Origin of the sequence: Trinickia acidisoli, from assembly GCF_017315725.1 — a bacterium.
Lineage (GTDB): Bacteria > Pseudomonadota > Gammaproteobacteria > Burkholderiales > Burkholderiaceae > Trinickia > Trinickia acidisoli.
The window spans coordinates 3265525-3283549 of record NZ_JAFLRG010000001.1; the positions used below are offsets into that span (position 1 = coordinate 3265525).

At 63.4% G+C, this 18025-nt stretch carries 16 protein-coding genes; 9 read left to right on the forward strand and 7 right to left on the reverse strand.

Features of this window, described 5'->3' with window-relative positions; genetic code table 11:
• Nucleotides 1-8: 8 nt before the first annotated feature.
• Entirely contained in the window at nt 9-1283 is a 1275-nt protein-coding gene (locus tag J3485_RS14905) for a sensor domain-containing phosphodiesterase (protein WP_206953760.1), read from the forward strand.
• Nucleotides 1284-1474: 191 nt separating this feature from the next.
• Here J3485_RS14905 and J3485_RS14910 read toward each other — a convergent pair whose 3' ends face one another.
• Nucleotides 1475-2452 carry a sigma-70 family RNA polymerase sigma factor gene (locus tag J3485_RS14910; RefSeq protein ID WP_206953763.1) on the reverse strand — a complete coding sequence of 326 codons (978 nt, stop codon included), beginning with the start codon at nt 2450-2452 and terminating at the stop codon, nt 1475-1477.
• Between the two features lie 234 nt (nt 2453-2686).
• Between J3485_RS14910 and clpP the strand changes: the two genes are divergently transcribed.
• On the forward strand, nt 2687-3322 hold the full coding sequence (clpP, locus tag J3485_RS14915; RefSeq protein WP_206953765.1) for an ATP-dependent Clp endopeptidase proteolytic subunit ClpP: 636 nt from the start codon (nt 2687-2689) through the stop codon (nt 3320-3322).
• Nucleotides 3323-3373: 51 nt separating this feature from the next.
• Here clpP and J3485_RS14920 read toward each other — a convergent pair whose 3' ends face one another.
• The 4 genes from J3485_RS14920 to xseA all read right to left on the reverse strand — a co-directional run bounded on the left by J3485_RS14920 (nt 3374) and on the right by xseA (nt 7455).
• Nucleotides 3374-4189, reverse strand: coding sequence for a hypothetical protein (locus J3485_RS14920; protein WP_206953767.1), 816 nt, complete (start codon nt 4187-4189; stop codon nt 3374-3376).
• Between the two features lie 110 nt (nt 4190-4299).
• Complete coding sequence (locus tag J3485_RS14925; protein ID WP_206953769.1) at nt 4300-4824, reverse strand: hypothetical protein; 525 nt, start codon at nt 4822-4824, stop codon at nt 4300-4302.
• A 388-nt stretch (nt 4825-5212) separates the two neighbouring features.
• Nucleotides 5213-5791: a superoxide dismutase gene (gene sodB / locus J3485_RS14930; protein ID WP_206953778.1), complete on the reverse strand. Its 579-nt coding sequence runs from the start codon at nt 5789-5791 to the stop codon at nt 5213-5215.
• Nucleotides 5792-6051: 260 nt separating this feature from the next.
• Nucleotides 6052-7455: an exodeoxyribonuclease VII large subunit gene (gene xseA, locus J3485_RS14935; protein ID WP_206953780.1), complete on the reverse strand. Its 1404-nt coding sequence runs from the start codon at nt 7453-7455 to the stop codon at nt 6052-6054.
• Nucleotides 7456-7860: 405 nt separating this feature from the next.
• Here xseA and lpxK point away from each other — a divergent pair, with 405 nt between their 5' ends.
• The 5 genes from lpxK (at nt 7861) to J3485_RS14960 (ending at nt 12013) form a co-directional block, all read left to right on the forward strand.
• A complete protein-coding gene (gene lpxK / locus J3485_RS14940; RefSeq protein WP_206953783.1) occupies nt 7861-8889 on the forward strand; it encodes a tetraacyldisaccharide 4'-kinase in 1029 nt (342 codons plus the stop codon).
• Nucleotides 8870-9076 carry a Trm112 family protein gene (locus J3485_RS14945; RefSeq protein WP_206953784.1) on the forward strand — a complete coding sequence of 69 codons (207 nt, stop codon included), beginning with the start codon at nt 8870-8872 and terminating at the stop codon, nt 9074-9076. Before lpxK ends, J3485_RS14945 begins: the two co-directional genes overlap by 20 nt.
• 49 nt (nt 9077-9125) lie before the next feature.
• A complete protein-coding gene (kdsB, locus tag J3485_RS14950; RefSeq protein ID WP_206953786.1) occupies nt 9126-9944 on the forward strand; it encodes a 3-deoxy-manno-octulosonate cytidylyltransferase in 819 nt (272 codons plus the stop codon).
• A gap of 241 nt (nt 9945-10185) precedes the next feature.
• The gene (gene adk / locus J3485_RS14955) at nt 10186-10848 is read left to right on the forward strand and encodes an adenylate kinase (RefSeq protein ID WP_206953788.1); all 663 of its coding nucleotides are present in this window, start codon (nt 10186-10188) and stop codon (nt 10846-10848) included.
• Nucleotides 10849-11254: 406 nt separating this feature from the next.
• Nucleotides 11255-12013: a 3-hydroxyacyl-CoA dehydrogenase gene (locus tag J3485_RS14960; protein WP_206953790.1), complete on the forward strand. Its 759-nt coding sequence runs from the start codon at nt 11255-11257 to the stop codon at nt 12011-12013.
• Between the two features lie 19 nt (nt 12014-12032).
• Here the strand turns inward: J3485_RS14960 and J3485_RS14965 are convergent, their stop codons facing one another.
• Together J3485_RS14965 and murJ are read right to left on the reverse strand one after the other, a co-directional pair.
• Nucleotides 12033-12872 carry a SirB1 family protein gene (locus tag J3485_RS14965; protein WP_206953791.1) on the reverse strand — a complete coding sequence of 280 codons (840 nt, stop codon included), beginning with the start codon at nt 12870-12872 and terminating at the stop codon, nt 12033-12035.
• A gap of 5 nt (nt 12873-12877) precedes the next feature.
• Nucleotides 12878-14428, reverse strand: a complete 1551-nt coding sequence (gene murJ, locus J3485_RS14970; protein WP_206953792.1) for a murein biosynthesis integral membrane protein MurJ — start codon at nt 14426-14428, stop codon at nt 12878-12880.
• Nucleotides 14429-14907: 479 nt separating this feature from the next.
• Between murJ and rpsT the strand changes: the two genes are divergently transcribed.
• Both rpsT and J3485_RS14980 read left to right on the forward strand, forming a co-directional pair.
• Nucleotides 14908-15186, forward strand: coding sequence for a 30S ribosomal protein S20 (gene rpsT, locus J3485_RS14975; RefSeq protein WP_206953793.1), 279 nt, complete (start codon nt 14908-14910; stop codon nt 15184-15186).
• 457 nt (nt 15187-15643) lie between these two features.
• Nucleotides 15644-18016, forward strand: a complete 2373-nt coding sequence (locus J3485_RS14980) for a beta strand repeat-containing protein (RefSeq protein ID WP_242538577.1) — start codon at nt 15644-15646, stop codon at nt 18014-18016.
• The last annotated feature ends 9 nt before the right edge of the window (nt 18017-18025 follow it).

The window sequence follows — 18025 nt, forward strand, 5'->3', positions numbered from 1 at the left end:
CGATTCCAATGAGCATGATCGAACTCGATCCTCCCGGCTTTCAACCGCCTCGTTCCGTCGCGGACGATGCGGGCAGCCGCCGCACCGTCGCCTATGGCGGCTACACCGTGTTCAGTGTGTTTCAGCCGGTGTTCTCGGTCTCGCATCGCCGCGCGATCGGTTACCACGCCTCGTTGCGCGCGCATGAAGAGCAAGGGCGTCAGGTGCCTTCGCGCGATGTTTTTGCGCAAGCCGCGCGGCGCGGCGATCTGCTCGAGCTCGGGCGGCTTGCCGAATCGCTCCATCTCGGCAACTTCAGCGCGATCGACGGTCACGACGAATGGCTCTTTCTGAGCTTGCATCCGGCTGCGCTGATGGACACGAGCTACGGCGACGCCTTGCTCGCGAACCTCAAGACGCTGGGCCTGTCGCCGCAGCGCGTCGTGCTCGAAGTGCCCGAGCAAGCCGGCGGCGAGACGGGCCGCTTCGCCGAAATCGTCGACGGCCTGCGCAAATCGGGGTTTCTGATCGCGCTCGGCGGCTTCGGTGCGAAGCATTCGAACATCGATCGCGTCTGGCACTTGCATCCGGACATCGTCTCGCTCGATCGCGGCATCCTCGCGCAAGCGAGTGAGCACTCGCACTTCGAACGCGTCCTACCGGGGCTCGTCTCGCTGCTGCACGAATCGGGGCAGCTCGTGCTGATGGGTGGACTCGCGACCGAGCGCGACGCTTTGATCGCGCTCGAGTGCAACGTCGACTTCGTGCAAGGCAGCTATTTCGCCGGGCCGAGCGCCGAGCCGGCGGAGCCGCAGGCGGCGGCGGGACTCATCGATGCTTTGTCGGCGGCCTTGCGCAAGCGCATCGCAGCGCGCGAGCGCGTTCAGGCTCAACGCCTCGCGCCGTACGTGAAGTCGCTCGATGAGGCGTGCTCGCGTTTCGTCGCGGGCACGCCGGTCGAGACGGCATGCGACGCGTTGCTCGCGCTGCCCGATACGGCGCGCTGCTTCGTGCTCGACGCGCAGGGACGGCAGATCGGCGACAACGTCGTGCCGAGCGGGCGCGTCTCGCGGCGCGCGAAACGCTTTCGGCCGCTGCTGCATTCGGAAGGCGCGAACTGGGCCCATCGTCCTTACTTCATCGAGGCTGTTCGCGCTCCGGGGCCCGTGCACGTCACCGCGCCGTATCTCTCGCTCAACGAAGCGCACTTGTGCGTGACGGCATCGATTGCCGCGCAAACGGTGCATGGGCTGCAGGTGCTTTGCGTCGATATCGATTGGGAAGCTGCGTCGCATCGACGATGAGGGGATTGGCGGGAAGCGGTGATGCGCAGGCGCAATGCGTCGAAGGCTTGAAGAAAAACTGCATCGCGCGGTGTCGCGGTTCGCGCCAGGAAGAATTCGACAAAAAGGAACGGCCGAATCAGATCGTCAGGCGGCAGACGTTCGTCGACGAGACGAAGGAAGATAAGAATCCGAGGGGAAGACGTCGGCGCTCAGGCTGTGCAGGCGCTTGCCGTCGACTGGGGCTTGGCGATCCGTGCCAGCAATCGCGCAATCGCACGCGATCCAAAGCGGCAGTTGAGCTCGTCCACCTCGGCGCCGCCCGTCGCGAATTCGATGTGGCCGATACGGCCGCCCGCGCATGTCCGCGTCGGGACGAAGCGTAGGATCCCCACGATTTCACAGTCACGTGCGAGCGCAAGCGCTGCCCCCCAATCGGGCGGCAGCGCGTAAGCATCGAGCGCGGCGCCCTCGGCGAACGCCGAAGCATCATCAACGAGCGGCGCAGCAACACGCAGAGGCCCGCCGACGACACTCACCGCGGCGGCAACGGCCATCTCCCCATCGGCAAACAACTGCATCGCGCCCGCGGCATCCGCGCCGTGAAGCGTTTTGCGCAAGTGCTCGACGCTGCCCGCGCGAGACGCTTCGGCCGCGGCGACGTCGCGGCGCTTTGCATTTGCCCCGCTTTCTTGCCCGCTGACCAAACGCTGCCGCGCGCGATGCGCGAGTTGCCGGCAATGCGCCGGCGTCTTGCCCACGACTTCGGCAATCTGCGCATAGTCGAAATCGAACGCCTCGTGCAATACGAATGCCGCGCGCTCGTCGGGCGACAGGCGATCGAACAGCATCTCCACGGCCTCCGACACCGACGATGCACGCAGCACCTCGTCCTCCGCCGACGGGGCGAATTCGTCGAGCCACGGCTGAATCAAGCATTCGCTAGCCCGCGCCGCCTGTTCGGATTGCAGGCGCCGAATCCGATCGATTGCGAGCCGCGTCGTGACCGTCGTCAGCCATGCGAGCGGCGTATTGAATTCACTTTCGGCCGCGGCATGCCACTTCAGCCACGCGTCTTGGACGACGTCCTCGGCTTCGGCCCGGCTGCCGAGCATGCGATAGGCGATCGACGTGAGCCGCGCGCGAGCGGCCTCGAAACCCGATGTTTTGTCTTTTTCTTCTTGCGTCATTGAATTGGCTCCCAAAGTCGAGCTTGCGGCGCGCCTCGCGCCTCCATCATATTGACGTTCGAGCACTGACCGATGTGACGCGCACCCCGAAAGTTTTCGTCTGCACATGGGGGCACGGTTATATCGCCGTCGCGACGTCACATCTTCACCAACCCGCGCGTCATGAAAGCAGGGACCGCTTGCGAGGAGTATGCTCGATCGGCGGTCATCGTCGATCTCCATGCGAGGAGCGTCATGCCTTCTTACCCTTACAGCCAGCTCGTACCGACCGTCATCGAACAATCGGGCCGGGGCGAGCGCGCCTACGATATTTATTCCCGCTTGCTGCGCGAACGAATCGTATTTCTCGTAGGCCCCGTCACCGACGAAACGGCGAGCCTCATCGTCGCGCAAATGCTGTTTCTCGAATCCGAGAACCCCGACAAGGATATTTTCTTTTACATCAACTCGCCGGGCGGCTCAGTGTATGACGGCCTCGCGATCTACGACACGATGCAGTTCGTCAAACCGCAAGTCTCGACCCTCTGCACCGGATTCGCGGCAAGCATGGGGGCGTTCTTGCTCGCTGCCGGCGCAAAAGGAAAACGCTTTGCGCTGCCGAACGCGCGCATCATGATCCACCAGCCGTCGGGTGGCAATCAAGGTACGGCAGCCGACATCGAAATTCAAGCCAAAGAAGTGCTGTTCCTGCGCGAACGGCTCAATCAAGTGTTCGCCGAGCGGACGGGCCAACCGGTCGAGCAAATCGCCAAAGATACCGATCGCGACAATTTCATGTCGGCGGCGGCGGCGAAAGAATACGGGCTCATCGACGACGTGTTGACCGATCGTGTTGCGCTGGCCGATGTTGCACGGCGCACGACGCTTTGATCGGTCTGGCCGCACCGACGCGTCGCGCCGGATGCTAGCCCGATAGGACGGCTACATTCTCGGGCGCGACGGCGAGGCTGGCGCCAGCGCTGGCGCCGCATTTGCGCTTTGCTGCTGAGCCTGGGCGAGAACCACCGCCGGAGTCGCGGCCGTATTCGCGGTGTTGAAAACCGATGTGGGAGACGTCGCGATTTGATAGATCGCCAGGTTGTAGGCTTTCATGCGCGTGTCGTCGGCTTTCGCGTGACGCCGTCCAAATGTCGAGTCGTCGATGAACGCCTGGATGTCGTCGACGGTTGGCGCTGTTTTGATCTGAAGCTTGCCGCCAGCTAAGCTCACTTGCTCGCCGCACAAATAGGCAAGCATCGAATTGGCCGGTGGATTCTTGTCGTTCATGCCCGAGAGGCGGAGTTGATTCATGTAGTCCACCAGCGAAAGCTGAAGATTCGGATCGTTTAGGACGGCGTCCGCGGCGACGGGATTCCTGGCCTTTACGTAGTCGATCAGTGAATCGAGCTTCTGAACGTAGCCGCGAATTTGAGCGTCCGTAAAGTCCTGCAATGCGCTCTCGTGGCTCTTCAACTTGTCGTTGTAACCTTGGAGCACCGACGCAGGAATGCTCCCTTGCTTCGACAGCAATTTGATCTCGTCATCCTTGAATCCAATGCTCGCCAGAAACGTACGAGCTGCAGAATTATTCCCGACGTCAAACTGCAGGACGCCGAACGAATACGTGCTCTTGTCTAAGGTCGCATCTGAAAAGCTTGTCGTCTTTTCGACATTCGCTGCGATTTCCGTATAAAAGAACATCGTACGGATGCCCGAGACGAGAACCGCTTCATATTTTGAACCGAAATTGGACGGCATGTTGTTTTTTGCTTCAAAAATGCGATAAGCGCGCCTATGGATGTTCCCTTCGTCAATAGGCTCGTCTAGATCTTTATCGCCCTGTCACCCCGAGGCGAGGCCGGCAATCGTCATTGCGCTCCCGGTTGCTCGCTGCAATGCATCGGCTCATACCGCGGCTTACCTCCGGCACGCGACAGTACCGCCTTGTCGGGAAACCAGTCCTCGCCTTTCAATCCTTTGGTCTTCGTCCACACGAGCGTATCGCCAACGCGTTTGAGCGTCGCCTCGCCAAAGTCATTTTCGTCATCGGATAGCGAGCTCTTGAAACGGACCTTCGCCACACCACCCTTGACGATGCCGTTAATCGATGCCCCAGCGTCCCATTCATCGATGCGCTTCGTCAAGTTTCCCGTGGCCACGTGCGAGCCGCAGATACGATCCCCTTCCTGCGTCAGGTTGTCGAGTTCGAACGAGTCAGCCGTACCATCCTTCTTGCAAAGCTTCACGTCGTCGGGGGTCATATGGTAGTCGTTGCACGAATATTGATGTACCCAATTGCCGTCGAACGGGTGGCCCGCACCGGCGGCAAAACTCGGCTGCATGGCTGTCATGAACAACCCGCTTACGAGCGCGAGAACGACACGCTTTTGCATATGGAAAGCCTCCGTCGACTGAAATGTTAGCGAATGGAGCGACCGGAATTGCCCTGACCAGGTTGATTTCCAATAAGAAATTTGACTGCCAGTCAAATTTCAATCAACCGAATCCGCAATTCTTCGCAATCCGATTGGCGGCTCAATATACGCACCCGAAAAATCCTGTCAAGCGCTCGACGATAAGCCGTTGCAACTCGTCAGCTCCGTCATTGAAGCGTCAAAAATATGAAAGCTAGCGCGGACTAGCCGTGCACGATAAGCTGCGCGCCCGTCCGGGAGCATTCACTCGTCACTCAGCCCCAAAAAAACAAACCCTCGCACGTGGCGAGGGTTCGTCTACGACCCGAGCCCTCCGTTCGAGGGCCCTTATTCATGCAACAGGACCTTATGCGAAGTTCTTCGCAGCAAAGTCCCAGTTGACGAGGCTCCAATACGCTTCGACGAACTTCGGACGCGCATTACGGTAGTCGATGTAGTAAGCGTGTTCCCACACGTCGATCGTCAACAGCGCCTTGGCATCCGTCGTCAGCGGCGTGGCGGCATTGCTCGTCGAAACGATGTCGAGCGAGCCGTCGGCCTTCTTCACGAGCCATGTCCAGCCCGAACCGAAGTTGCCCACGGCTGCTTTCGAGAACGCTTCCTTGAACGCGTCGAACGAGCCCCACTTGGCGCTGATCGCGTCGCCCAGCGCACCGCTCGGCGCGCCGCCGCCTTGCGGCTTCAGGCTGTTCCAGAAGAACGTGTGATTCCAGATTTGCGCCGAGTTGTTGAAGACGCCGCCCGACGATTTCTTGACGATCTCTTCGAGTTGCAGGTTCTCGAACTCGGTACCCTTGATCAGGTTGTTCAAGTTCGTGACGTAGGCTTGATGGTGCTTGCCATAGTGAAATTCAAGCGTTTCCTCCGACATATGCGGGGCGAGCGCGTTCTTCGCGTACGGCAGCGGCGGGAGCGTATGTTCCATGGTGCTGATCCTTCTGTGTTATGGGGAAGTAGGCGGCTAACGCGGTAGAGCAATGGATTGTAGGCGACTTGGAATAACCCCGCAAACCGATGGCCTTTATGCGCAGCATTGACGCCACGCGCCGCAATCGGCGTAAAAAATGCTCTCGCAACGCGCATTTCGTCGCACCGATCGCGGGTTATCGACCGATGACGGGCTATCGACGCCCAGCATTGCACGGGCCCGGCGACGATGCCCGGCATCGCATCGGTCGATGTCGGTCAGAAGCCGTCGGCGAGCCTCGGTTGTACGTCTTTGAGCGTGACGTCGACGGAGCCTTCGGCGACGTGCACGGTGAGCAGCCGATCGCGTTTGAGCGCGGTGGGAGAGCGCACGGCGCGCCCTGTCTGCGCGTCGATAAGCGCAGCGTAGCCGCGCTCGAGCGTGCGCCGCGGGCTCAGCACCTCGAGCCGGGCCGCGAGTGCCGCCACACGCGACGCGCGACGCTCGCGCTGGCGGTCGAAGCCGGCATCGAGCCGTTGCGCGAGCGTGGCCACCGCCGCGCGCGGCGCAGCGAGATCGGGGCGCCAGCGCCGCCATGAAAGCCGCACGATCGCAAAGCGCGCCTGCGCGTCGCGCACGGGCCGCCCACCCGCGGAAGCAAGGCGCGCCTGTAGTTGTTGCAGATGCGCGCGTTGCCGGCGCAAGCGCTCAGCCGGGCTCACGAGTCGACGCGCGAGCCAATCGAGTTGCTGCGCACGCCGCTCCATGAGCCGCCCGAAGCCGCGCGCGAGTGCGGCGGTGCGGTGATCGAGCTCGCGCAACAGCATCGTGCGTTGCGGACTCACGATCTCGGCGGCGCCGGTGGGGGTCGGCGCGCGCACGTCGGCCGCGAAATCGGCGATCGTGACGTCGGTCTCATGCCCGACCCCGCTCACGATCGGCAGCGCACTCGCGGCAATCGCACGCGCGAGCCCTTCTTCGTTGAACGACCAAAGATCTTCGATCGAACCGCCGCCACGACAAACGATCAGCACGTCGACCTCGCGGCGCGCGTTCGCCGTCTCGACCATCGCGGCGAGCTTCTCGCTCGCACCCGCGCCTTGCACGGGCGCCGGATAGACGATGACGGGAATATGCGGCGCACGGCGTGCGAGCGTCGTCAGTACGTCACGCAGTGCCGCGGCCTGCAGTGACGTCACGATGCCGATCGCTCGCGGATGCGCCGGCAGCGGCCGCTTGCGCTCCGGCTCGAACAGCCCCTGCGCCTCGAGCTGCGCCTTGAGCCTCAAGAATGCCTCGTAGAGCCGGCCCGTCCCGGTCCGCCGCACGGCCTCGACATTCAATTGCAACTCGCCGCGCGGCTCGTACATCGTGACGAGCGCGCGCACTTCGATCTTGTCGCCTTCGCGCGGCAAGAACTCTGCGTACTGGGCGCGGCCGCGAAACATCACGCAACGCATCTGCGCTTGCGCATCCTTGATCGAAAAGTACCAGTGGCCGCTCGCCGCCCGCGTGAAGTTCGATACCTCGCCCGCCACCCAAACGAGCGGAAACGAGCGCTCGAGCATCGTGCCGATCGCACGATTGAGTACCGAGACGGGCACGGCCACGTCGGTCTCGAACGAGCTGGCGGGCAGCGGCGAGTTCGAGCCGCCGGGGGGAAAGGGAGAGCGAGATGGCATGCGGAACCTTATTTTTGGCCGCTCAGACGATAGACCGCCGCGCGGCCCACGTCCAGTGCGCGCACCATTTCGTGCAAGGTTTCCCACATAGCGAGGCGTCATGCCCGATGGCGTTAGATACTGGGGAGAACCGCTGGAAAGCGCGAAGAAGCATCCTAAGTAGCTGATTTTCAATCAATATTTCTCAACATAACATTGGACGCGACCGATGGGACGCTTGATTTATCGGCCTTCCGGCTCGCGTTGACGGAAGTTCTTCACAGAGTTATCCACAGGCGCGTCACGAGGGTGCGGCATCCGTCAGCATGGGCGTCCGAGCCGCCGGCCGCTTGCCGCTCTGTTGCAGGGCACGCTACAGTGTCGGGCTCATCCTCCGATCTTTCGATAACCCGACGACCTCGCACTATGAATCGCTTGGCCGACCGCCTCAAAGCACACGCCGAAGCCTACGTCACGCGCGAATGGCAGCGCCGCGGCGCATTCGCATGGGCCTTGACGCCGCTCGCCGGCCTGTTCGGCGCAATCGCCGCAATCCGGCGCGCCACGTTCGCGCTCGGCTGGCGCAAGCAAGTGGCGGTGGGCGTACCTGTCATCGTGGTCGGCAACGTAACGGTCGGCGGCACCGGCAAAACGCCCACCGTCATTGCGCTCGTCGAGGCGCTGCGCGCGGCGGGCTTCACGCCGGGTGTGGTTTCGCGCGGATATGGGTCCAAGGACGGCGAGCCGCGTCCCGTCACGTCGGCCTCGTCGGCCGCGCAAGCCGGCGACGAGCCGGTGCTGATCGCGCGCCGCACGAGTGCGCCCGTTTGGGTCGCGCGCGATCGCGTCGCTTGCGCGAATGCGCTGCGGGAAGCGCACGTCGACGTCGACGTGATCGTCAGCGACGACGGCTTGCAGCATTACCGGCTCGCGCGCAACGTCGAACTCGTGGTGTTCGATCAGCGCTTGGCCGGAAACGGCTTCCTGCTGCCTGCCGGGCCGCTGCGCGAACCGCTTTCGCGGCGCCGCGACGCCACGCTCGTCAACAACCCGTTCGAGCGCGCGCTGCCGGCGTGGCCCGACACGTTCGCGCTCACGCTTATGCCCGGCGAGGCATGGCATCTGGGCGAACCGAGCCTGCGGCGCCCGCTCGCGCAGTTTGCCGGCACCCGCGTGCTGGCCGCCGCCGGCATCGGTGCGCCCGAGCGTTTCTTTGCGACGCTGCGCGCCGCCGGCCTCGCGCCGATCACGCGCCCGTTACCCGATCACTACGCGTTTCGCGACAACCCGTTTATCGACGAACCGGTGGACGCGATCCTGGTGACCGAGAAGGATGCAGTAAAATTGAGCGCTTGGCGTGACGCTCGCATCTGGGTCGTCCCGGTCGAAGCCACGCTTCCCGCTCGCCTCATTGCTCTGGTTGTGGAGAAACTCCGTGGACGCTCGCCTGCTTGAAATCCTCGTTTGCCCGATTTGCAAGGGGCCGCTCACCTACGACCGCGCCCAGCAAGAGCTCATCTGCCACGCCGACAAGCTGGCCTATCCGATTCGCGACGGCATCCCCGTCATGCTCGTCGACGAAGCGCGTCAGACCGTTGAAGGCACGCCGGTCGAGCCGCTCGATCCGACAGGCGTCGCGTAAGACACGACGCGCATCGCCCCCGTTTGCACCGCTCCGTTTTCGCACCGAGATGACCGCCACCGCCCGTCACGACGCGCCGCCTTTCGTCGCAGTCGTCCCCGCCCGCCTTGCCTCGACCCGCTTGCCTGAAAAACCGCTTGCCGACATTGCCGGCAAGCCGATGGTCGTGCGCGTGGCGCAACGCGCTCGCGAAGCGGGTGCGCAGCGCGTGCTGATCGCCACCGACGATCCGCGTGTGCTGCAAGCCGCGCAAACGCATGGATTCGAGGCGTTGCTCACGCGTGCCGATCACCCGTCGGGCACCGACCGGCTCGCCGAAGTCGCGACGCGGCTCGGCCTGGCCGACGACACGATCGTCGTCAACGTGCAGGGCGACGAGCCGCTGATCGACCCGGCACTCGTGCGCGACGTAGCGTCGCACCTCGCGCGTCATCCCGACTGCGCGATCGCCACGGCCGCGCACCCGATCGCCGATGCCGCCGACGTCTTCAATCCGAACGTCGTGAAGGTCGTGCTCGATGCCCGCGGCGTTGCGCTCTATTTTTCGCGTGCGCCGATTCCCTGGCTGCGCGACGCGTACGGGCCGCAATGCGGCACGCGGGCGATCGACGTCGCCGCGATGCCGGTGCCGCCTGCCGATGCGGTCCTGCGGCATATCGGCCTCTATGCCTATCGCGCACGTTTTCTACGCACGTATCCGACGCTTGCCCAGGCGCCGATCGAACAAGCCGAGATGCTCGAGCAACTGCGCGCCATGTGGCACGGCGAGCGCATCGCGGTGCGCGTCACCCACGAGGCGCCCGCACCGGGCGTCGACACGCCGGCCGATCTCGAGCGCGTGCGGCAGCTTTTCCTGTCGAAGACCTAACGCCGCATGGCATAATCAGGGCCGATTGCGCGAGCATTCGCACTATTCGCTTCAGGTTCCCGTTCGTCTGCTTTGTCGCCCCCGGCGGCCCGCGCGTCGTCCTCAATGACGCGGCAAGCCCCCGAGGGTAGGCCGATGCGCCTCTGCGCCGCCTCCGACGCGACGATTGGAAGCATGTTGCCATTGGCATATTGCGTTTGCTTTTCGCGCCGCAGCATTCACATACGATTCGGAGAACAGCATGCGTTTGATCCTGTTGGGCGCGCCGGGCGCCGGCAAGGGCACCCAGGCTAACTACATCAAAGAAAAATTCGGGATTCCGCAGATCTCGACCGGTGACATGCTGCGCGCGGCAGTCAAGGCCGGCTCGCCGCTCGGTGTCGAGGCCAAGCGGTTCATGGATGCAGGCGAGCTCGTGCCCGATGCGCTCATCATCAACCTCGTCAAGGAGCGGCTACGCGAGGCCGATTGCAAGAACGGGTATCTGTTCGACGGTTTCCCGCGCACGCTGCCGCAGGCGGAAGCGATGAAGGAAGCGGGTGTCGCGATCGATTACGTGCTCGAAATCGACGTGCCGTTCGACGAGATCATCGTTCGCATGAGCGGCCGCCGGACGCACCCCCAATCGGGCCGCACCTATCACGTCAAATTCAATCCGCCGAAAGTCGAAGGCAGGGATGACGTCACGGGCGAGCCGCTGATCCAACGCGACGACGACAAGGAAGAGACGGTGAAGAAACGTCTCGACGTCTATGTCTCGCAAACGAAGCCGCTCATCGACTACTACCAGCAATGGGCGCAACGCGGTGTCGAAAACGGTCTGAGCGCGCCGCAATACCGGCGCATCTTGGGCCTGGGCAGCGTCGACGAAATTCGTCAGCGCGTGTTCGACGCGCTGAGATAACGCGAATAACGCGCGGTAGGCCGCCAAGTGCCCGTCGCCCGTCCCCTCGGGCGGATGCTTGTCGTTGTACAAATTTGGCTTGCAATCGGCCGACATCGCCGATATCGCCGATATCGCCGACCACAATACGTCCCTCACCTCGGGGCCCGGCGCAAACCGGCAACTCATGTGGGGGATTTTCTTTTGGGGCTTCAAATCGGCCGAGAGGGTTGCCGCGGCGCAAGTGTCGCGGTTTTCCGCGCCGCAGCTACATCCGGGTGAAGATCCTTAGCCATACGGCCTTCCCTCAGGGGCAGTTTTTTATCCCCCCGAACGATTACAATCGTCGGCTCCCGTACGCCAACCGGTCACGAGCCGTCATGGCCACGGGAATGCCCCCCCTCTTGAAAACGAAAGGAGCTTGAGCATGGAGATTCGCGGCAACGCATTTTTGGTCACCGGCGGCGCGTCCGGTCTCGGCGCGGCAACGGCACGCCTTTTTGCCGAACACGGCGGCAAGGTCGCGATCGCCGATTTGAACGAAGATGCAGGCAATCAGCTCGCGAGCGAACTCGGCGGTGTCTTCGTCAAATGCGACGTGAGCCGCGAAGCCGATGCCAAGCAGGCAGTCGAGGCCGCGACGCGGCTCGGCCCGCTCGTCGGGCTCGTGAACTGCGCGGGCGTCGCCCCCGCCATCAAGACCGTGGGCAAAGACGGCCCCCATCCGCTCGACAAATTCCAGCGCACGATCGAAATCAATCTGATCGGCACGTTCAACATGCTCCGGCTCGCGGCCGCCGAGATGGCAAAGAACGCGCCCAATGCAAACGGCGAACGCGGCGTGATCGTCAACACGGCCTCGGTCGCGGCTTTCGACGGACAAATCGGACAAGCCGCTTATGCGGCTTCCAAGAGCGGTGTCGCGGGCATGACGCTGCCCGTCGCACGTGATCTGTCCCGCAGTGCGATCCGCGTGATGACGATCGCCCCCGGCATCTTCGAAACGCCCATGCTGCTCGGCATGCCCAAGGAAGTGCAGGATTCGCTCGGCGCGATGGTGCCGTTCCCCTCGCGGCTCGGCAAACCGGGCGAGTATGCGATGCTCGTCAAGCAAATCTTTGACAACCCGATGCTCAACGGCGAAGTGATTCGCCTCGACGGCGCGATTCGGATGCAGCCGAAGTAAACGGCCCGCCGGGCGCCGGTCAGCGCTCGCCGTGATCGGTACGCTGACGCAGTTCGTTCAATTGCGACTCGACCGTCGTCGCGTCTTCGGCGTCGGGACGGTCGTCGAGATAGCGCTCGAGATCTTCGAGCGCCGGCCGCAGGTAATCGAGCCGCGCGTAAGCGAAGCCTCGATCGCGGACTTCCTCGATACTCTCGGGCAGCAAAATCACGAGGCGCTGCTGCACCGCCAGCAACCGCTGCCAGCGCTCCGTCTGTAGGTAGACGGCCTTCAGGTTGCGCAGCATCCGCGCGACGATCTCGCGCGGTGCAGCCGGCTGCAGCAGCAAGCGCAGCGCATTGCCGACCGACTGCTCCGTGTGCGAGATGTACGGCTCGAGCATATCGACCATCCGCGCTTCGGAGAGCGACTGCCCCGTCGTCGGATCGAGCATGACGTCGCCTTCGGGCAGCGTGACGCGCAGCAGGAAGTGCCCGGGGAACGATACGCCCTTCACGGGCACCCCGATTTGCTCGCCGAGTTCCAGATACAGCACCGCCAGCGAGATCGGAATCCCGCGCCTACGCTTCACGACGATGTTCAGATGGCTGTTGTCGGGGTCGTAGTAGTCGTTGAGATTGCCGGCGAAGCCGAGTTCGCGGAAGAAGAAGCGATTCAGCGCGCCGATTCTTTCGGCCAGATCGGCGCCTGCGGGCAAGCGCCGCCTCAAACGCAGCGCGAGTTCGTCGAGCTCGGCGAGCACACCTTCGAGATCGAGATCGGGGTACGCATCCTGCGCGAGCGAGATTGCCGTCTCCGTGAGCGGCAGGCTGTCGTCGTCGGCAACGAGGGTGGCGAAGTAATCGAGAACGGATGTCATGGCCGTCACTTGGCACGCCTTCTGAAGTATGCGTATTTGAAGCCCATCAACCCAAGCATACTGAAATATAGCGCGGCAAACAGAACGAGACAGGCGGCAAGCAGCGCAATGCGCGCGGCGGGCCGCGCATGCAGGCCGATCCAGTCGAAACTGATCGAGCACCAATGCATCGCGCCGGCGAGCATCAACGATGCTCCCGCCAATTGCACCAGAAAGCGCAGCCACCCGCTCGACGGCGTATAGATCCCGCGCCGACGCAAACCGATGAACAACAACGAAGCGTTGACGCAAGCACCGAGCCCGACGCTCAGCGTCAAGCCGGCATGCGCCAGCACGGGCACGAATGCGTAGTTCGATAGCTGCGTGACGACGAGCACGGCGATGCCGATCTTCACCGGAGTCTTGATGTCCTGCTTGGCGTAGAAGCCCGGCGCGAGAATCTTGATGAGGATGAGCCCGATCAGGCCGACGCCATAGGCGGCCAGCGCCCGTGCGACCATGACGACCGAGTGGGCGTCGAAGCGGCCGTAGTCGAACAGAGCCGCCGTGAGCGGTTCGGCAAAGAAAAATAGCGCGAGTGCGCTCGGCACGGCAAGCAAAAAGGTGACCCGCAACCCCCAATCGAGCAGCGACGAATATTCGTGCGGGTCTTCGTCGGCATGCGCTTTCGCCAGGCTCGGCAGCAAGATCGTGCCGAGTGCGACGCCGAGCAAGGCCGTCGGAAATTCCATGAGCCGATCGGCGTAGTAAATCCAAGAGACGGCGCCCGGGCCGAGGCGCGACGCGATATTCGTATTGATGATGAGGCTGAGCTGCGCAACCGAGACGGCGAACGTCGCGGGCACCATTTTGACGAGCACGCGCTTGACGCCGCGGTGCGCCAGCGCGGCAAACGGGTTCAGCCCGATACGCGGCGCCATGTCGATCTTTCCTAGCGCCGGAAGCTGCGCGAGGAACTGCAGCACGCCGCCGACGATGACGGCCCATGCGAGCGCGTAGACGGGCACCTTCATATGCGGCGCGACAAAAACGGCCGCGATGATGAAGACGATGTTGAGCAGCACCGGCGCGAACGCGGGCAGCGAGAACTTGCCGTAGGTGTTGAGCACGCCGGCGGCGAGCGTCGTCAGCGAAATGAAGATGATGTACGGAAACATGATCCGCGTCATCGCCGTTGCAAGCACAAAGGCTTGCCCATCGGCGCGCAGCCCCGACGCCACGGCGTAGACAACCCACGACGAGCCTGCCACCCCGAGCAGCGAGAGGACGGCGAGCGCCCAAGCGAGAACCGTCGACATGGCGTCGACGAGCGCCTTGGTCGCGTCATGCCCTTGCTGGCTCTTGAATTCGGCAAGGATCGGCACGAACGCCTGCGAGAACGCGCCTTCGGCGGACAAGCGCCGCAGCAGGTTCGGGATCCGAAAGGCGACGTAGAACGCGTCGGTGAATTGACTGGCGCCGAACGCACGGGCGATCAGCGTTTCGCGGGCCAGACCGGTCACGCGCGACAGCAACGTGAAGCCGCTGACCGTCAGCAGGGCTCGGAAGAGATTCATGGGGCAGGTATTATACGGACACCGGCGGACACCGGCCGACACAGGCGGCCCGGCCGCCCGTATCGAGGACCGGTCGGTCGTATCGCTACCGGTCCGCTACCGGTCCGCTGCCGGTCGTGGCAGGTTTCAAAGACGTCGGCCCACCCCGTGCTTGCCAGGTGCCTGATTTTGTTGCTATACTCGCGCGTTTCGAAGCTCGACCTCGAGCCACAAGCCCGAGCCACAAGCCGGCCTTTCCTCGTTTTGGCCGGCCAAGGCTGCTGGCCGAGAGGCCGGCTAAGAACGCTAAGGACCCAACGGCGGGCGTCGGCCACTAGTGGGCTAGGCGCCGTGTTCGCGGCACATTCGCGAAAACCACGAGCACGCTTCGCCGATGTTTTTGCACTTCCGGGCAATCGCTTCCGGAGGTTTGGACCAAAAGCGGCACTCGATCGGCTTCACCGGCCGGGCGCCGAAACAGTACAGGACAAGGAACTCTCATGGCTAACTCCGCACAAGCACGCAAGCGCGCCCGTCAGGCCGCGAAGGCGAACTCGCATAACTCGGCCCTGCGCTCGAAGTACCGCACGGCGGTCAAGGCTGTCCGCAAGGCGATCGAAGCCGGCGACCAAGCCAAGGCGGCGGAGCTTCTCCGCGCGTCGTCCAAGACGATGGACATCATCGCCGACAAGAAGATCGTTCATAAGAACAAGGCCGCTCGCCATAAGAGCCGCCTGGCTGCTGCCGTCAAGGGCCTGCAAGCCGCCGCTGCGCAGTAAGTTCGTTTCACGAGCCGAAGCGCGCCGCACGCGTCGTTTCGAGCTGCAAGTCAGCGTTACACCAGTCGCACTTCGACGACCCGGCCGTATAAGCGGCCGGGTCGTTTCGCATTGGGCATCGACTCGATGCGCTTCGAATTTTCCCTCGTCGGAACCTAGTTCGTCGTCGGCCGCAAGCACCGCCTCGCGCCTCCCATCCATGGCCGGAGCCGATTCCCTATTCCGGTCGATTCCCGGTTCCCGGCTATTCCCGCTTATTCCCTATCCGCGCCGGTGCCCTGCCCCGGCGGCCCTGGCGCAAAAGCACGAGATCTTGTCCGAATGTCTACCTGCGGCCGATAGCGCCATTCGTCTAATAATTATTGACACTCGAGAACCGTGACACGCCTCCGGGGCATCTCCATGCATTGCCGCGTTTCCCTATTGCTAGAAGTCTGATCGAACTGACGGTGGGCTTATGACGCGCATGTCCGACGTGAACTCGCAGGTTGTTGGTCCGACGCTCATGGCGTCGGCGATTCGGTCTGCCATGGCAATGTTGTTCGGCATCTCGGCACTGGCGAACGCAGGTACGCTGCCAAGCGGCGGCCGCTTCGTCGCGGGTGGCGGATCGATCACGGGAAACGGAACGTCACTGACTATCAATCAAACGTCGGGCAGCGGCGTGATCGACTGGACCCGCTTTTCGATCGACAGCGGCAATCGCGTCGTGTTCGACAACGGCAACGGCGCGACGCTGAACCGCGTGACGGGCGGCGCTACGTCGTTCATTCTCGGCAAGCTTTCGGCCACCGGTAGCGTCTATCTGATCAATCCGCAGGGCATTGTCATCGGAGCGAACGGCGTCGTTTCGACGGGCGGCCGCTTCGTGGCATCGACGCTCGATGTCGAGAATGCCGCGTTCATGAGCGGCGGCGCGCTGACGTTCTCCGGCTCCTCGACGCGCCGGGTCGTCAACCTCGGCAAGATCGGCTCGACGAACGGCGACGTATTTCTTATTTCCGCAGACGAGATCGACAACTTCGGCAGCGTCAAAGCGCCCAACGGCTCTGCCGAGCTGGCCACCGGCAAGACCGTGCTGCTGCAAGATTCATCCACCGGGCAGCAAGTGTTCGTGCAAGCGGGCAGCCGCGGCACCATCGTCAACCTCGGCGCGATCGACGCCGCGCAAGTCAGCCTGCAAGCTGCGGACGGCAACATATTCGCGCTCGCGGGCAACGACGCCGCGATCCGCGCGACGGGCACGGCCACGCGCGACGGCCATGTTTGGCTCGTCGCCGACACGGGCGGCATCACGCTCGCGCAGCCGATCGAAGCGCACAACGCGGACGGCAGCGGCGGCGCCGTCGATACGAACGCCGCCGGCTTCGCGTTCGTCGGCTGCATGCCAAGCGTGCTGGCGGGTGTTTGGAACATCACGACCCCGAGCATCGCAATCGATGCGCCGGCGGCCTCGATCTTCTCGCGCAGCTTGAGCGCCGGCACGGCCATCAATCTACAAACGACCGGTGCGTCCGGCACGAGCGGCGATGTCGACGTGGCGGCGAATATCGGCTGGACGGGCGACGCCTCGCTGACGCTGGGCGCTTATCACACGGTGACGATCGGCACAGGCGTCATGATCGCGAACCAAGGCGGCGGGAATCTGACGCTCAGGGCCGATGCGCCCGCGATCGACAACGGCGGCGGCGTGATCGACAACGGCACCCTCGACTGGTCGAAGAGCACCGGCATTGCTACGCTGCTATACGACATGAACGGCACCTACAGTCCCGGCACGCTGCTTGGCAATGCATCGTGGGCATCGCCGATGTACAGCGGCCTCGTCACGCAAATCACCGCGTATCAACTCATCAATTCGCTCGACGATTTGAACGCGTTACAAGGCCCTCACGCAAACTACGCCGGCAACTATGCGCTCGGCAACGACATCGACGCAAATTACTCGTTCTACACGCCGCAAACGGTGGGGATCGGCAACCAGGGGGGCTATACGTTCACGGGCCAATTCGACGGCATGGGACATACGATCACCGACGCGTACGTGTACCAAGGCTTTTTCGATACGATCGGCGCGAATGGCGTCGTGCGCAACCTGAACATCACCGACACCGCGGCATCCTCGAGCTTCTTTGGGGGCGGCAACGGCGAAGCGGGCCTGTTAGTGAGAGACAACCAGGGCCTGATCACTAACGTTGATGTCTCGGGAAATGTCGATGTCAGCTACGGATCGTTCGCCGGCGGCCTCGCGGGGCAGAACGACGGCACGATCGAGCGTGCCGGCAGCGGCGCAAGCGTGGGGGCCGAGGGAACCGCCGGCGGTCTCGTCGGCGAGAACAACGGACACATCGTGCAATCCTATGCGACCGGCAACCTCTATTCCTCCGCCAACACTTACGCCGACGAGATCGAAGGCGGCGCGCTCGTCGGCACCAACAACGGCACGATTTCCCAGTCATATGCAACCGGCAATGCGGCGGGAACGTTCGTGGCGGGTGCCGCCGCCGGCCTTGTGGCATTCAATAACGGGACGATCAGCCAATCGTTCGCAACGGGTCTCGTAGCCGGAGAGTCACCCGATCCGAACTACCCCGCTCAGCTTGCCGGTATTGCCAACGGCGGCACGATCGCCTCGGATGTGTATTGGAACGCGCAGACGACCGGGCAATCGTACGGCGGCCCGGGCCTCTCGGCCTCGAACGGACTGACAACGGCACAGATGTCGAACCCCGCGAGCTTCGTCGGCTGGAACTTCGGGCCTAGCGGCGTGTGGGCGATGCCCGCCGGCGCCACGCACCCGGTGCTTGCGTGGCAACTCGCCACACCGTGAGCGCTCAGA

Coding starts and splice junctions, on each gene's coding strand:
- clpP (WP_206953765.1), top strand. CDS start 2,687: ATGCCTTCTTACCCTTACAGCCAGCTCGTACCGACCGTCATCGAACAA.
- kdsB (WP_206953786.1), top strand. CDS start 9,126: ATGACCGCCACCGCCCGTCACGACGCGCCGCCTTTCGTCGCAGTCGTC.
- J3485_RS14925 (WP_206953769.1), bottom strand. CDS start 4,824: ATGCAAAAGCGTGTCGTTCTCGCGCTCGTAAGCGGGTTGTTCATGACA.
- J3485_RS14910 (WP_206953763.1), bottom strand. CDS start 2,452: ATGACGCAAGAAGAAAAAGACAAAACATCGGGTTTCGAGGCCGCTCGC.
- lpxK (WP_206953783.1), top strand. CDS start 7,861: ATGAATCGCTTGGCCGACCGCCTCAAAGCACACGCCGAAGCCTACGTC.
- murJ (WP_206953792.1), bottom strand. CDS start 14,428: ATGAATCTCTTCCGAGCCCTGCTGACGGTCAGCGGCTTCACGTTGCTG.
- J3485_RS14960 (WP_206953790.1), top strand. CDS start 11,255: ATGGAGATTCGCGGCAACGCATTTTTGGTCACCGGCGGCGCGTCCGGT.
- sodB (WP_206953778.1), bottom strand. CDS start 5,791: ATGGAACATACGCTCCCGCCGCTGCCGTACGCGAAGAACGCGCTCGCC.
- adk (WP_206953788.1), top strand. CDS start 10,186: ATGCGTTTGATCCTGTTGGGCGCGCCGGGCGCCGGCAAGGGCACCCAG.
- xseA (WP_206953780.1), bottom strand. CDS start 7,455: ATGCCATCTCGCTCTCCCTTTCCCCCCGGCGGCTCGAACTCGCCGCTG.
- rpsT (WP_206953793.1), top strand. CDS start 14,908: ATGGCTAACTCCGCACAAGCACGCAAGCGCGCCCGTCAGGCCGCGAAG.
- J3485_RS14920 (WP_206953767.1), bottom strand. CDS start 4,189: ATGCCGTCCAATTTCGGTTCAAAATATGAAGCGGTTCTCGTCTCGGGC.
- J3485_RS14980 (WP_242538577.1), top strand. CDS start 15,644: ATGACGCGCATGTCCGACGTGAACTCGCAGGTTGTTGGTCCGACGCTC.
- J3485_RS14965 (WP_206953791.1), bottom strand. CDS start 12,872: ATGACATCCGTTCTCGATTACTTCGCCACCCTCGTTGCCGACGACGAC.
- J3485_RS14905 (WP_206953760.1), top strand. CDS start 9: ATGAGCATGATCGAACTCGATCCTCCCGGCTTTCAACCGCCTCGTTCC.